Raw genomic sequence first — 13,895 nt, forward strand, 5'->3', positions numbered from 1 at the left:
CCAGCCCAACCGGCCAGTGCGGCCGCGGAAATTGAAGACATGGGCTTGACTATAGTCGGTAGCTGGGCCGTATCACGTAATGGGTGTGACAGCACGCAACCGTCCATGCTCTCGACGGCTAACGGCACCATACAGGGACCCGCATCGCCCTACCTGCCTAGTTTCGATGCACGCTCGCAACGCTGCGCTCGGAACTGCCCTTCACTTAAAACAGGCTTTCTTTTGATTGGACACTCTCGTTGCAGGCGGCCAAAGGCGCAGCCCCACGATCGAAACTCACACTTTGAGCGAACTGGTTGCGGCAGGTTACCTGGCGGTAGCGTGTTCTACCGGACAGGCGCCTCAGGGGGTGCGCCTCAGCGCGCGGGACTGGAGCCGAGCAACGCCCCCACTCCCGGCACCACCGCCTCCACCCCCAGCCGCTCCAGCATCCCCCTCACCGTGCACACCGCCGTCGACACCACCGGCACGCCCAGCATGTCCTGCGCGGGCTGGATCGCGGGCAGCGACGGCATTTGCACGCAGGCGGACAGCACGACGGCATCGACGCCGCGCGTGTCCAGGGTCTTCACGTCTTCGAGCAGGCGCATGGGGTCGCGCCGGCCGACTTCGAGGTTGTCGGGGATCTCGAAGCATTTGGCGTCTTTGACTTCGATGCCTTCGCTCTCGATGTAGCCGACCACCATGTCGGTCAGCGGCCGCATGTAGGGCGCCATGAGCGAGATGCGCTTGGCGCCCAGGCGGTGCAGGCCTTCGATGAGCGCGCCGGCCGAGGTCATGATGGGCGCGTCGCAGTGGTTGGCGCGCGCCACCTCGGTCAGTTCGCGTTCGGTCTGGCGGTGGTAGCCCGGGCCCATGGCCATGATGGCCACCAGGCAGGCGGTGCTCATGACGTCCACGCGCGCGTCGGCCAGTTCGGCGGCGCAGCGCAGGCCTTCGCGGTTCATGGCCTCGAGCTCTTCCTTGACCACTTTGTGCATGCGCATGCGGCTGGAGTGGAAGGTGAAGCGCTCGGGGCGCACGGCCTCGCGGGCCCGCAGCATGGCGGGGATTTCCGTCTCCATGGTGGTGTTGGAGCTGGGGACGATCTGGCCGATACGGTAGATGCGGGATGTCATGGCGGTTCCTGCCTGGTGGGCGTGGTCAGTCTAGGGAGATGTTGGCTTGGCGGACGACGCCTTCGAAGCGCTGGGTGTCGGCTTTCATGGCCTGGGCCAGGTCGGCGGGAGCGGCCGGCCAGGCTTCGAAGCCGAAGGTGTTGAACTGCTTCTGGATGTCCGGCTCGACGACGGCCTTGGCCACGCCGGCGTTGAGGCGGTCGATGACGGTCTTGGGCGTGCCTTTGGGCGCGAACAGGGCCACCCAGGTCTTGAGTTCGAAATTGGCCGGTCCGCCGGCTTCGGCCACGGTGGGTACGTCGGCGTACATGGACAGGCGCTTGGGGGCGGCCAGGGCCAGCAGCTTGACCTTCTTGGCCTGGTAGAGCTGGGCCGTGGTGGCGGCGGTGCCGAAGGCCCAGTCCACTTCGCCGGTGGCCACGGCGGTGTAGAGCTGCGGCAATTCCTTGAAGGGCACGTGGGTCATGTTGGTGCCGGTCTGGGTCTGGAACATCGAGGCGCCGATGTGCGCGACGCTGCCCATGCCCCAGGTGCCGTAGGTCATGTTGCCGCCCTTGGCCTTGGCGGCCTTGATCAGGTCAGTGACGTTGTTCCAGGGCGAGTTGGCCGGCACGACGATGAAGAAGTTGGTGGTGTAGACCGGCGCGACGGGCTCGAAGTCGGCCACGGGGTCGAACGGCAGTTTCTTGTACAAGTGGGGCTGCAGGGTCATGTGGGTGTTGTCCACCACGACCAGCGAGTAGCCGTCGGCCGCCGAGCGCTTGACGTCGCCGATGGCCAGCCAGCCGTTGGCGCCGGGCTTGTTCTCGACGATCAGGGGCTGGCCCAGGTTCTTGGCGAGCTTCTCGCCGACCAGGCGGGTGACGGCGTCGGGGCCGCTGCCGACGGAGTAAGGCACGACCGCGCGCAAGGGCTTGGCGGGCCAGGCGGGCGCTTGGGCCCAGGCATGGCCGGCCACGAGCAGGGAGGCGGCGATGGCGCCGCGCAGGATGTTCTTCATCGATGTCTCCTGGGATTTTCCGTGTAGTGCGACGCAAGTCGATTGGCCCGCGGGCAGGCGTCTTCCACCCGCGGGATGGTCATATCTTCCTGAAACGGCTCAAGCCACCGCCTCTTGGCGCCGTTCGTGCAAAGACAGCGCCTCGCACGCCGCGGCGAAGTTCGCGTCGCGGCGCTTGAGGTCGTCATGGCTGACCTGTCCGGTGCGCCGCATGTAGTCGTAGGCGAAGCTGACCGGGTCCAGGTGCATTTTGTCCGCGACGTTCTCGTACCAGTCCAGGCTGCGGTCCGCCGCGGCCTGGAAGGTGGACGAGGCGGGCCGCCGCTGCGCCTCGAAGGCGGCGAAGGCGGCCGGCACGTCACCGGGGTGACGCACCAGTCCCTGGTGCAGCGCGATGGCGTCCTGCATGGCCATGCGCGTGCCGGAACCCAGCGAGAAATGCACGGTGCGCAGCGCGTCGCCCAGCAGCACGATGTTGCGGTGGGTCCATTGCTCGTTGCGCACGATATTGGCCTCAAACCACAGCGAACGGTTGGTCAGCAATTCGTTGCTGCCCAGCTCCTGCCGGAAGACGTCGGCGCAATAGCGCCGGCTTTCGTCTTCGCTGGCCCGGTCCAGGCCGGCGCGCTGCCAGGTGTCGGGATCGACTTCGACCAGGAAGGTGCTCAGCTCGGGGCTGTACTGGTAGCTGTGCGCGATGAAGACGCCGTGCGGCGTCTCGCGGAAGATCAGCGAAACGGGATGGAAGCGCTGGCGCGTGCCGTACCAGGCGAACTTGTTGCGGCGCTTTTCGAAGCTGGGGCGGAAGTGCTGCGCGTACTGGGTGCGCACGGTGCTGTTGCCGCCGTCGGCCGCGATCAGCAGGTCGACCTCGCCCGCCAGCGCTTCGACGTCTTCGATGCGCCGGTCGTACTCGATCCGTATGCCCTCGCGGCGGCAGGCGTCTTCCAGCACGCGCAGCATGTCGATGCGCGCGGTGCGCGAGAAGTGGTTGCCGTGCACCTGCACGTGCGTGCCGCGATGGACGATCTCCATGTAGTCGCAGCGCTCGTGGTGGGCGACGAAGGCCTTGAAGAACTCGGGGTCGGCTTCGCGCAGAAAGCCCAGGCCGACGTCCGAGAACACCACGCCCCAGCCGTAGGTGGCGCCTTCGGGATTCTGTTCGTAGACGCGGATCTCGTGGGAGGGATCGTGCTTCTTGGCCAGCAGCGAGAAATACAGGCCGGCCGGACCGGCTCCGATGACGGCGATTTTCATGATGCGGAACTCCTTGCGGCGGCATACTGCGCGCATGCGTCGCGATACGAGGACAACGCGTCGCGCAGCGTGTCCGGGATGGGGATGGCGCGCCGTTCGCCGCGCGCGATGCAGATGGGAGTCAGCTTGGCGATGAAGGCGAGCTCGCCCGAAGCGGTAACGGCTTCGATGCCCAGGGTGTAGGTGCGCTGACGGATCTCGTCGACCGTGACGCGCATGTCGAACTCATCGTCGGGCCACAGCGAGCTGCGAAAGTCGAAGGAGAGCGCGCGGCTGGGCGTGCCGAAACCGTGGCGGTCCTTGACCTTCTGGGGCGTGCCGTCGAACAGCATGCCGTAGAACAGCTCGGCGGCCGAGATGACGTATTCGCCGAACACCACGGTGTAGACCACGCCCGCCGGATCGCAGTCGCCCCACTTGACGCGGCGGCGCACGACGAAAGGCGTGGTGGAGAGGACGTGCTCGGTGCTGGTCATCATGCGGCCCCCCGCTGCGCGCCCTGCCCGGCTTCCTGCGCTTCGCGCGCGAGCTTGTCCGCGATCATTTTCTTGAGCGCGGGCTTGTCGAGCTTGCCCACTTTGGTGACCGGGAAGGCGTCGATGACTTCCACGCGTTCCGGGCACTTGTACTTGGCCAGGCCCTGGGCCACCAGGAAGTCGGCCAGCTCGCGCACCTGCGGCGCGGCGCAGCCGGGCTTGGGAATGATGTAGATGCAGCCCTTCTCGCCATAGACCGGATCGGGCATGGCCACCAGCCGCGCTTCGACCACCGCGGGGTGCGCGGTGACCAGGCCCTCGACCTCTTCGCAGCCTATCTTCTCGCCGCCGCGGTTGACGTTGTCGCGCAGCCGGCCTTCGAAGGTGTAGTGCACGGCGCCATCGACGACGTGCGCGGTCATCATGTCGCCGGTCCGATAGAAGCCGTCGGAAGTGTAGGCCTTGGCATTGGCTTCGGGCGCATCGAAGAAGCCCGGCAGCGTGGACGGGCCGCGAAAGCACAGCTCGCCCATGGCCCCTTCGGGCACGGGGGTTTCGCTCTCCGGGTCCAGCAACCGGATCTCGTCGTCGGCGCACCCCGACTTGCCCTGGGTATGGTGGCGCACGTGGGCCGGCGCGCTGGGCGGCGCGCCGAGCAACAGGCCTTCGGTGATGCCGAACAGGTTGGAGCACGGCACGCCCAGCGTCTCCTCCAGGCGGTCGGCGCGGCTCATGGTGGTGAACAGGCGCAGCGAGGACAGGTCGTGCTTGTCCAGGTCGGGATAGGCCATGAGCTGCGGCGCGATCGGGCCGATGGACACGGCGCGCGTGACGCGATGCTGCTCGATCAGCTCCAGCATGCGGCGCACCTCGACCCGCGACATCAGCACCGCCGAGACGCCCATCGCCAGCACCGGCATCAGCACGTAGAGCTGGGCGGCGTTGTGCAGCAGCGGCAGCGCCCAGATGAAGCGCTCGTCCGGCCCGAGCTCGTAGAGGCGCGCGCAAGCCAGCGCATGGCCCAGGTACTCGGCGTGAAAACGGGGAATGATCTTGGGCACGCCGGTCGTGCCGCCCGAGAGCTGGAAGCTGAGCACGTCGCGCGCGCCCGGCGCCACGTCGGCCAGCCGGGCGCGGGCCTGGTCGAGCGGCATGGCGTCGATCAGCGCGCGCATCGCCAGATGGCTGCCCGCCGAGCCGCGCGCCACCACCAGGTGCGCCAGCGTATCGCTGCCGGCCGCCATCTTCTCGGCGAACGCCACCAGGTCGAATTTGTGGAAATCGGCCTGCACGAAATAGCCCCGCGCGCCGGACTGGCGGACCAATTGGCCGATTTCCAGTTCGCGATGCTGCGGCAGCGAGCACACGGGCACGATGCCCGCCTTGTAGCAGGCGACCAGGGCCAGCACGGTTTCCAGGGTGGTGCCCATCTGGAAGATGGCGCGGTCCGCCGGGGCCAGCCCGGCGTCCAGCAGCGCGGCGGCCAGCCGGTCGGTCTGCTCGTCGAGTTCGCGGAAGCTCAGGCTGCCTTCGTCGGTGATGAAGGCCGGCGCCTCGGGCTGGCGGCGCGCCGTCGCGCGCAGGGCATCGCCCACGCTGGTGCGCGCCCAGGCGCCGCTGTCCTGGTAGCGGCGGGCCTGCGCCTCGTCGTGGTAGATGACACCTTCTATCGGGTATCGCAGTTCGTTCATGGCGGTCTCCTCCTGCGGGGCTCAGCGCGGCGCCGGCACGATGCGGACGCGGTCGCGGTCCAGCACGTCGATGCGGCCCTGCACTCCGCCGGTGAACAGGCCATACCAGATCGCCGGCTTCAGGCCGAGCGCCTTGCGGCCGAATTCGATCGGACCGTCGGACTCGATGCAGTCGTATTCGCCCTGGTCGAGCACGCGGCAGTCGGGCCGCGCCCGCGCGTCATTGACGATGGAGGAGAATTCGCGCACCTTGGGTATGAAGATGCGCACCTTGCCGTCCGCATCGTTCTGTCCGCTGCGCGCCGCGACCAGCTCGGCCTTGCGCCGCCAGATCTCGCCGATGTCGCCCACGCGCCGGCCTTCGCGTTCGGCCGCCTGTTCGGCCTCCACGGCCGCCTGCAGCGTCAGCTTCGCATCCAGCGCATCGACGTCGTCCAGCGGACGCAGCTTGCGCGTGAACTCGATGAAATAGCCGTTGGGATCGCGCACGTAGATCGATTCGATCACTTCGTGCGTCGTCTCTACCGAGACGGTCAAACCAGCGGCTTCGAGCTTTTTCTTCCAGGCCTTCAGTTCGTCCTGGCTGTCCACCAGCCACGCGGTGTGCGTGGCGTCGAACACGTGATCGTCCGGCAACGGCGGCATCTCGGGCCGGTCGCGCATGCCTTCGGGAGGCCGAGAGCCGAGGTAATAGAAGAAGGCGATGGTGCTGCCGTTCCCGCTGTCGAAGAAGAAGTGCAGGAAATCCGGATGCGTGGCCGGCCCCCAACCGCGCGCGGAGATCACGTGCACCAGGGGCAGGCCAAGGATGTCGCGGTAGAAGGCGATGGTCTCGCGCAGTTTCCAGGTGGGGCGGGCGGTGTGGTCGACGCCGTGCAGCGCGAGCGGCGGAGCGGTAACGGATGCGGTCATGGAAGTGTCCTTCGACGGGTTCGAACAGGCCGGAGCGCGGCGGCGGCTCCGGCGCGGCGGTCATGCGGGAAAGCGTTCGCGCAGCCAGGACGCCAAGTGCCGGCCGGCGGCGGTGCGGCCGAGCTCTTCGCCTTCGGCCAGCGCACGGCCGTGGTGGTCGCCGCGAATGCGCAAATGCTGTTTGTCGGCGGCCGCCAGACTGTCGTAGATGGCGCGCACGTCCGCCGGGAAGCACGCCTGGTCGCCGGTGTACTCGATCACCAGCGTGGGCTGGACCAGGGCGCCCGCGGCCTTGGCCAGGCTGGCGTTGGCCGACAGCCCCGACCAGGTGGACAGCCAGCTCTCGGGGGTGCAGAAGCGCGCGAATCCCACCGCGCCATAGTTCGACGCGTAGGGATCGCGGCCCCACAGCGAACCGGGATGGCGGTCGGACGGATCCAGGCTCAGGTCCATGCAGCGCAAGTCCGCATCGGTGCGCCAGACGGTCATGACCGGCGTATGAGCGGCCAGCCGGCGCTCGGCCTGCGTCGCGTCCTCGCGGCCTTTGATGGCCTTGCGGGCGGCGAGGCGCTGCGAGATCAGCTCCCGGGCGATGTCGTCCAGCCTTGCTACGCGCGTGCACTGGGCCTGCTTGTAGCGCTCGACGAACTCCGGCGCGTAGCGCGCCGTGCCGCGCGGCCGGTAGCCGTTGGCGGGATTGAGCGGATCGAGGTCGGGATCGACCGATAGCGCATCGCCCTCGACCGTGACCGACGGATCGATGCAATTCATCAGCAAGGCGCCCTGGCCGGGATGCGGCCCGACGAACACCAGTCCGTCTGCCTGAGGCATGGCCAGTTCGGCCAGCCCGCTGGGCTTGCCGCCCGGCGTGCGCGTCACGCGGTCGGCCGGCGCCAGCGCGGCCTGCTGGGCGTAGAAGGCGTACAGGCCCGCACCGCCGGAGTTGCCCAGCAGCACGACGCGCTCGAAGCCCTCGTTGCGCAGAAAGGCCAGGCCGGCGGCCACGTCGTGCAGCGCGGTTTCATGTTCCAGGCGCAGGTCGTTGCCGACCGAACGAGCGCCTTGCGACCAGGCTGCGCAACCCGCTTCGACGATGTCCGGGATCAGGTAATGGCAGGCCATGAACTCACGCGGATGCATGATGCACACCACGGTGCGCGGGCGCGGACCCGCCGGCAGATACAGCGACCCGGTCGTGGCCGCGCTGTCGTCGGTGCGCAGGACCACGTTGCGGGTAGAGGCGCCGGCAGGCAGGTCGCGGGGGTTCCAGTCGGTGTTCAAGAACCCCGCGGTGACTTGCCGCGCGGCGGATGCGTCGATGTTCACGTGTCGTCTCCAGATCGAGGCCGCAGCCCCGGAGGACTGCCGTTTCGTCACATTCGACTATTTTTTGACTTTATTGTCAATACACGTGAAAACCCTGACAATACTGTCAAAAAAGAGCGCGGCGGCCGGCATGAATCCAAGATAAATAGCGGAAACGCGTGACATAATCCAGGCTCGGCCCGCCATCCAGGCGGGCACTTCGATCAGGGAAACTCCCAGCAGTGAACGAGGCTTCCACCAAGGCGACGCTCAAGGGCGAGGTACTGCGCAGCGCCATTCTCGACGCCGCCGCCAAGCTGTTCATCGAGCGCGGGACCGGCGGCACCAGCATGCAGGATATCGCCGAGTCGCTGGGCCTGAGCCGCACCGCGGTCTATTACTACTTCAAGAACAAGGACGCGATCCTGCGCGCGCTGACCGAGGAAGTGGTCACCGCCGCCGACAATCTGGCGCGCGGCACCGTGGCGCGAGCCGATCTCGACCCCACCGAGGCGTTGCGGGCGCTGGTGGCGCAGCATGCGGACCTGGTGCTGTCGCGTTCCGCCGAGTTCCGCGTGGCCGACCGCAACGAATCAGACCTCGCCCCCAAGTACCGCGCCTCCATTCAGGCCGTGCGGCGCGACGTGCTGAACAATTTCCGCGCCACCATCGAACGCGGCATCCAGCTGGGCCACTTCCGCATGGTTGATTCCCACGTGGCGGCGTTCAGCCTGATCGGCATGTGCAACTGGTCGGCGTGGTGGTACAAGCCGGGCGGCCGGCTCAGCCGTGAGAAGGTGGCCGAAACCATCGCCGATATGGCCATCCACGCCTTGCGCCGCGACGAATCGCGGCGCGCGCGCGAGCCCGACGTGGCCGAATCGCTGCGGCTGCTGCGCGAAGACCTGGCCTATCTGGAAAAACTGGTGCTGCCGGAAGCGCCGGCGGGCCAGCGCGAATAAGAGCGGGCCAGTTCGCGGAAGGCGTCGATCCGCGGATCGGCGCCGGTCTCCCGCGCCAGTATTCCTCCCACCGCTTCCGCCAGGCCATGCGCCAGCGCCGCGTCCAGGAACAACAGGCGCGAGCGGCGCGCCAGCACATCCTCTACCGTGCGCGCGTATTCGTGGCGCGCGGCGAAGCGCACCATGGCTTCGGTCAATCCCCCGCCCAGCGGCCTGTCCGCGCCCGGCAGCTCCTGCACGAAGGCCTGCTCGCTGCCGTAGCAGCGCAGGCCGGGCGCGTCGCCCAGGCTGTGCCGTCCCGCGATCGCGCCCACCAGCGCATGCTCGGCCGTCACGCATCGGCCGGCCCCGCGCAGCAGGCCGGCGTCCAGGCAGGCGTCCAGCACGTCTTCGGCCATGGCGCGGTACGTCGTCCATTTGCCGCCTGCCACGGTGACCAGCCCGTCGCCGGCTATGCGCACCACATGTTCGCGGCTGACGTCCTTGGTGCTGGCCTGCCCCGGCGGGCGCACCAGCGGACGCAGGCCCGCCCATGCGCTGCTGACGTCCTCGGCGCGCGGGGCGCGGGCCAGGTAGCGCGCGGCCTCGCCCAGCAGGAACGCCGCTTCCTCGGCCAATGGACGAGGCTCCAGTTCGACGCGTGGCCGCGGCGTATCTGTGGTGCCGATCAGGGTGCGCCCCATCCACGGCAGCGCGAACAACACCCGGCCGTCGCGGGTGCGCGGCACCAGCAGCGCCCGATCGCCCGGCAGGAATTCGCGCGGCACGACCAGGTGCGCGCCCTGGCTGAACAGCATGGCATCGTCGGCGGGTTCGTCCCGGCCCGGCAGGCGCCGCACGGCATCGACCCAGATGCCGGCCGCGTTCACCACGCACCGCGCTTTGATGGCATAGGAGCGCCCGGTTTCGCGGTCTTCGCAGCGCAGGCCGGCCACCTTGCCGCCTTCGCGGACCAGGCCGACGGCCGCGCAGTAGTTGACCAGCAGCGCGCCCGCACGGGCGGCGGTGCGCGCCAGCGCGATCGCCATGCGGGCGTCGTCGAACTGGCCGTCCCAGTATTCGATGCCGCCCCGCAACCCCTGCGTGCGCAGCCCAGGCTGCCGCGCGGCAAGCGCGCGGGTATCGAGCCAGCGCGTGCGCCCCAGGGCGGACTTGCCCGCCAGCAGGTCGTACAGGACCAGCCCGGTGCCGTAGTAAGGCTTCTCCCAGAAGCGATAGGCCGGCACGACGAAAGGCAGCGGCTGCGCCAGATGGGGCGCGTTGCGCAGCAGGATGCGCCGCTCGCGCAGGGCCTCGCGCACCAGCGGGAAATTGCGCTGCTCCAGGTAGCGCACGCCGCCGTGCACGAGCTTGGTCGCGCGCGACGACGTGCCCTTGGCGAAGTCGTGCGCCTCCACCAGCACCACGCGCAGCCCGCGCGTGGCCGCGTCCAGCGCCACGCCCAGGCCGGTGGCGCCGCCGCCGATCACGGCCAGGTCGTACTCGCGGGGTTCGGCCAGCCGTGCCAGCAGCGCGGCCCGGTCGGTACGCTGCGGCGCAGCCGCGGGCACGTTCAAGGGCGCGCCCAGGCGCGTGAGCGCGCGACGGCCTCGCGCCAGCGCGCCACCTTGGCGCGGCGCGCGGACTCGGTCATCGAAGGCTCGAAGCGCCGCTCCAATTGCCAATGCCCGGCGATCTCCTCCCCGTCCGCCCAGAAGCCCGTGGCCAGCCCCGCCAGGTAGGCCGCGCCCAGCGCCGTGGTCTCGGTGATCTGGGGCCGCGCCACCGGCACCCCCAGGAAATCCGCCTGCATCTGCATCAGCAGATCGTTGCCGCAGGCGCCGCCGTCCACCCGCAGTTCGCGTATCGCCAGGCTGGAATCGTCCATCATCGCCGCCAGCGAATCGGTCACCTGCAGCGCGATCGACTCCAGCGCGGCGCGGGCAATATGGGCGCGCGTGGTGCCGCGCGTCAGGCCGATCAGCACGCCGCGCGCGTAAGGATCCCAGTCGGGCGCGCCGAGCCCGGCGAAGGCCGGCACCAGATAGACGTCGCCCGGATCGGCCACGCTGGCCGCCAGCGCCTCCACCTCGGGCGCGCTGGAGATGATCTTCAGTCCGTCGCGCAGCCACTGGATCGTCGCCCCCGCCATGAACACCGAAGCCTCCAGGCAATAGGCGGCGCGCCGCGCCGGATCGCCGCCCGGCGGTCCCTGCCAGCCCACCGTCGCCACCAGCTGATTGGCGCTCTCCACCGGCGCCGTGCCGGTATTCATCAGCATGAAGCAGCCGGTGCCATAGGTGTTCTTGACCATGCCCGGCGCAAAGCAGGCCTGGCCGAAGGTCGCCGCCTGCTGGTCGCCGGCGATGCCGGCGATCGGGATGGCGCTGCCGAACAGGCCGGGATCGGTCTCGCCCAGCACGCCGCACGACGGCACCACCGCGGGCAGCACGCTGCGCGGAATGTCGAACAAAGCCAGCAGCTCGTCGTCCCAATCCAGCTTGCGGATGTCGAACAGCAGCGTGCGCGAGGCGTTGCTGGCATCGGTGGCGTGCACGCGGCCGCCGGTCAGGTTCCAGATCAGCCAGGCGTCGACGGTGCCGAACGCCAGTTCGCCGTTGCGCGCCCGCAGGCGCGCGCCCGGCACGTTGTCGAGCAGCCATTGCAGCTTGGTCGCGGAGAAATACGCATCGATCAGCAAGCCGGTCCGGGCCCGGACCAGGTCTTCCTTGCCGGCGGCGCGCAGGCGGTCGCACTGTGCGGCGGTACGGCGATCCTGCCAGACGATGGCGCTGCCGACCGGTTCGCCGGTCAGGCGGTCCCACAGCACGGTGGTTTCGCGCTGGTTGGTAATGCCGATGGCAACCGACGCCGCGCGCCCGGGCCCCTGCCCCGCGAGCGCCGCCGGCACCCGCTCCAGGCAGGCGCGCGCAACGGCGAGCTGCGACTGCCAGATCTCCATGGGATCGTGCTCGACCCAGCCCGGGCGCGGGAATCGCTGCGTGAACTCCTTTTGCGCCACGGCGACGATCTGGCCGGCATGATCGACCAGCAAGGCCCGCGAACTGGTGGTGCCCTGGTCGAGGGCAAGGATGTAGCGCATGCGTGTGCTCCTCCGTTCGTGCGGAATCAGGCAGCGGCAGGCGGAATGGGCGCGCCGGCCCCCGCACCTTAGCGCAAAACCGGCTCAGGCTGAACGGTCTCGCGTTGTGCGATGCGCAGGAGCTGCCGGAACCGTGGGCATTGCATATGGCTGGGAGCGGGGCATTCCGCCACGTGGCGCAGCGTATCCCGGAGCGCAGCCAGGCGGCGGATCTGGCGCTCGAGCGCATCGGCCCGCTCGTGCAATGCGGGGCGCGGCAGCTCCGGCAAACCGTCCTGGCCGAACATTCCCTTGATCTGCGCCAGCGAAAAGCCTGCCGCCTTTCCCAGGGCGATGAGCGCGAGCTGGGTCTGCGTATCCTCGCCGTACTGGCGCCGCAGGCCGTGCCTGGCGCGCGGCCTGATCAGCCCGAGTTCTTCGTAGTAGCGCAGCGTCGAAGCCGGCACGCCGCTGCGCCGGGAAAGCACGCCGATATCGAGAAGACCCATGCTTGACCTCAAGTTGGCTTGAAGTTGCATAGTAGTTTCCATTCGATACGCTGGAAAGAAACCTCATGCCCCTCAAGAAAAACGCAGCCGCCACGATGACCGCGCTCGCGGGCGCCACGCTGCTGGCGTCGCTCGGCATCAGCATCGTCACGGTAACGCTGCCGGCATTGGCGCGGGCGTTCTCCGCGCCGGTCCCGGCCGTGCAATGGGTCGTGCTCGCCTACCTCCTGTCCGTCACGGTCACGATCACGCTGGCGGGAAAGCTCGGCGATCTCGTCGGCCACCGCCGCGTGCTGATGGCAGGCCTGATACTGTTCGCGGCCGCCTCGCTGCTGTGTGCCGCCGCGCCGACCCTCGGCGTGCTGATCGCTGGCCGCGCGGTCCAGGGCATGGGCGGTGCGATCCTGCTGTCCTTGCCTCTCTCCATCGCGCGGGAGATGGTCGCCAGGCAGCGGATCGGATCGGCGATGGGGCTGTTCGGAACCATGTCGGCCATCGGAACCGCGCTGGGCCCCTCCTTGGGCGGCGTGCTGATCGGCGGCTTTGGCTGGCGCGCGGCGTTCGTCCTGCTCGCGGGCATGGGCGCCTGCACGGGTATGCTCGCCGCGCGGGCCATCCCGGCCGACGTCCCGCGGCCCGATGCCTCGGCCGGATCGCCGGACCGGGCCGGCGCGGCCTTGCTGGCCGCGACGCTGGCTCTCTACGCGCTCGCCACCGTGGGCGGCAAAACCGGCACGGCGATCGACTCGGGCCTGCTGCTGGCAGCGGCGCTCGCGGCGCTCGGGCTTTTCATCCTCGTCGAATCGCATGCCCCGTCGCCGCTGGTGCCGATGACGCAGCTGCGCAACCGGATCACGGGCCTGTCGCTGGCCATGAATCTGCTGGTCTCCACGGTCATGATGTCCACGCTGGTGGTCGGGCCGTTCTTCCTGGTCTTCGGCCTGGGCTTGAGCGAAACCTCGACCGGCCTGGTCATGGCGGTCGGACCGCTCGCCGCCGCCCTCTCGGGCGTCCCGGCAGGACGCATGACGGACCGCTTCGGCACGCGCGCCACCCTGATGTTCGGCCTGGCGCAGACCACCGTCGGCCTGGTCTGCCTGGCCTATGCTCCCAGGCTGCTTGGCGTTGCGGGCTATGTGCTGGCCCTGCTGCTGCTTACGCCGGGTTTCCAGCTTTTCCTGGCGGCGAACAACACCGCCGTCATGCTCGGCGCGGCGGAGGCGCAGCGCGGCATGCTGTCGGGCTTGCTCGGGCTGTCCCGCAACCTGGGCTTCATGACGGGGACCTCGGTCATGTCCGGTCTGTTCGCCGCAGCCATCGGCCCGCAAGGCATTGCCGGCGCGGCGGTGGACAGCATCGCCCAAGCGTTCACCGCCACATTCCTGATCGCAGCCGCGCTCGGCATGATCGCCCTGCTCCTGTCCATCTACGGACACTTCAACCACCCACGGCGCGGCACACCACCCTCACCTCATCCATGAAAGTGCGTGCCCAGACCCAGGGCACAGCGGATCCGGCTCCGCCGGTCCGCCAGTGCTGCCCCTTGAGGGGCGCGGCGGTAGCCGCGTGGGGTGGTCTTCCCTTCCGGTCCGCCAGTGCTGCCC

The 13,895-nt window shown here is 69.0% G+C and carries 12 protein-coding genes; 2 read left to right on the top strand and 10 right to left on the bottom strand.

Features of this window, described 5'->3' with window-relative positions:
* Positions 1-356: 356 nt before the first annotated feature.
* The 7 genes from PIGHUM_RS07705 to PIGHUM_RS07735 form a co-directional block, all read right to left on the bottom strand.
* The gene (locus tag PIGHUM_RS07705) at positions 357-1,118 is read right to left on the bottom strand and encodes a maleate cis-trans isomerase family protein (RefSeq protein ID WP_124078865.1); all 762 of its coding nucleotides are present in this window, start codon (positions 1,116-1,118) and stop codon (positions 357-359) included.
* Positions 1,119-1,143: 25 nt separating this feature from the next.
* Positions 1,144-2,118: a Bug family tripartite tricarboxylate transporter substrate binding protein gene (locus PIGHUM_RS07710; RefSeq protein WP_124078867.1), complete on the bottom strand. Its 975-nt coding sequence runs from the start codon at positions 2,116-2,118 to the stop codon at positions 1,144-1,146.
* 99 nt (positions 2,119-2,217) lie between these two features.
* Positions 2,218-3,375 carry an FAD-dependent monooxygenase gene (locus tag PIGHUM_RS07715; protein WP_124078869.1) on the bottom strand — a complete coding sequence of 386 codons (1,158 nt, stop codon included), beginning with the start codon at positions 3,373-3,375 and terminating at the stop codon, positions 2,218-2,220.
* Entirely contained in the window at positions 3,372-3,851 is a 480-nt protein-coding gene (locus PIGHUM_RS07720) for an acyl-CoA thioesterase (RefSeq protein ID WP_124079056.1), read from the bottom strand. The genes PIGHUM_RS07715 and PIGHUM_RS07720 overlap by 4 nt, the downstream gene beginning before the upstream one ends.
* A complete protein-coding gene (locus PIGHUM_RS07725; protein WP_124078871.1) occupies positions 3,851-5,542 on the bottom strand; it encodes an AMP-binding protein in 1,692 nt (563 codons plus the stop codon). The genes PIGHUM_RS07720 and PIGHUM_RS07725 overlap by 1 nt, the downstream gene beginning before the upstream one ends.
* A gap of 21 nt (positions 5,543-5,563) precedes the next feature.
* A complete protein-coding gene (locus PIGHUM_RS07730; protein ID WP_124078874.1) occupies positions 5,564-6,454 on the bottom strand; it encodes a VOC family protein in 891 nt (296 codons plus the stop codon).
* Positions 6,455-6,514: 60 nt separating this feature from the next.
* Positions 6,515-7,780, bottom strand: a complete 1,266-nt coding sequence (locus PIGHUM_RS07735; RefSeq protein ID WP_124078876.1) for an alpha/beta fold hydrolase — start codon at positions 7,778-7,780, stop codon at positions 6,515-6,517.
* Positions 7,781-8,001: 221 nt separating this feature from the next.
* Here PIGHUM_RS07735 and PIGHUM_RS07740 point away from each other — a divergent pair, with 221 nt between their 5' ends.
* Positions 8,002-8,721, top strand: coding sequence for a TetR/AcrR family transcriptional regulator (locus PIGHUM_RS07740; protein ID WP_124078878.1), 720 nt, complete (start codon positions 8,002-8,004; stop codon positions 8,719-8,721).
* Here the strand turns inward: PIGHUM_RS07740 and PIGHUM_RS07745 are convergent.
* The 3 genes from PIGHUM_RS07745 to PIGHUM_RS07755 form a co-directional block, all read right to left on the bottom strand.
* Positions 8,670-10,277 (bottom strand): glycerol-3-phosphate dehydrogenase/oxidase, encoded by a 1,608-nt coding sequence (locus tag PIGHUM_RS07745; RefSeq protein WP_425466692.1) that lies wholly within the window; start codon positions 10,275-10,277, stop codon positions 8,670-8,672. The genes PIGHUM_RS07740 and PIGHUM_RS07745 overlap by 52 nt on opposite strands.
* Positions 10,274-11,803: a glycerol kinase GlpK gene (gene glpK / locus PIGHUM_RS07750; protein ID WP_124078879.1), complete on the bottom strand. Its 1,530-nt coding sequence runs from the start codon at positions 11,801-11,803 to the stop codon at positions 10,274-10,276. Before glpK ends, PIGHUM_RS07745 begins: the two co-directional genes overlap by 4 nt.
* A 68-nt stretch (positions 11,804-11,871) precedes the next feature.
* Positions 11,872-12,291 (bottom strand): helix-turn-helix domain-containing protein, encoded by a 420-nt coding sequence (locus tag PIGHUM_RS07755; RefSeq protein WP_124078880.1) that lies wholly within the window; start codon positions 12,289-12,291, stop codon positions 11,872-11,874.
* A 65-nt stretch (positions 12,292-12,356) separates the two neighbouring features.
* On the opposite strand from PIGHUM_RS07755, the gene PIGHUM_RS07760 reads away from it, so the two are divergent.
* Complete coding sequence (locus tag PIGHUM_RS07760) at positions 12,357-13,772, top strand: MFS transporter (RefSeq protein WP_246013016.1); 1,416 nt, start codon at positions 12,357-12,359, stop codon at positions 13,770-13,772.
* The last annotated feature ends 123 nt before the right edge of the window (positions 13,773-13,895 follow it).

The organism is Pigmentiphaga humi, from assembly GCF_900606115.1.
GTDB lineage: Bacteria > Pseudomonadota > Gammaproteobacteria > Burkholderiales > Burkholderiaceae_B > Pigmentiphaga > Pigmentiphaga humi.

Coding starts and splice junctions, on each gene's coding strand:
- glpK (WP_124078879.1), bottom strand. CDS start 11,803: ATGCGCTACATCCTTGCCCTCGACCAGGGCACCACCAGTTCGCGGGCC.
- PIGHUM_RS07725 (WP_124078871.1), bottom strand. CDS start 5,542: ATGAACGAACTGCGATACCCGATAGAAGGTGTCATCTACCACGACGAG.
- PIGHUM_RS07705 (WP_124078865.1), bottom strand. CDS start 1,118: ATGACATCCCGCATCTACCGTATCGGCCAGATCGTCCCCAGCTCCAAC.
- PIGHUM_RS07710 (WP_124078867.1), bottom strand. CDS start 2,118: ATGAAGAACATCCTGCGCGGCGCCATCGCCGCCTCCCTGCTCGTGGCC.
- PIGHUM_RS07715 (WP_124078869.1), bottom strand. CDS start 3,375: ATGAAAATCGCCGTCATCGGAGCCGGTCCGGCCGGCCTGTATTTCTCG.
- PIGHUM_RS07720 (WP_124079056.1), bottom strand. CDS start 3,851: ATGACCAGCACCGAGCACGTCCTCTCCACCACGCCTTTCGTCGTGCGC.
- PIGHUM_RS07755 (WP_124078880.1), bottom strand. CDS start 12,291: ATGGGTCTTCTCGATATCGGCGTGCTTTCCCGGCGCAGCGGCGTGCCG.
- PIGHUM_RS07760 (WP_246013016.1), top strand. CDS start 12,357: ATGCCCCTCAAGAAAAACGCAGCCGCCACGATGACCGCGCTCGCGGGC.
- PIGHUM_RS07730 (WP_124078874.1), bottom strand. CDS start 6,454: ATGACCGCATCCGTTACCGCTCCGCCGCTCGCGCTGCACGGCGTCGAC.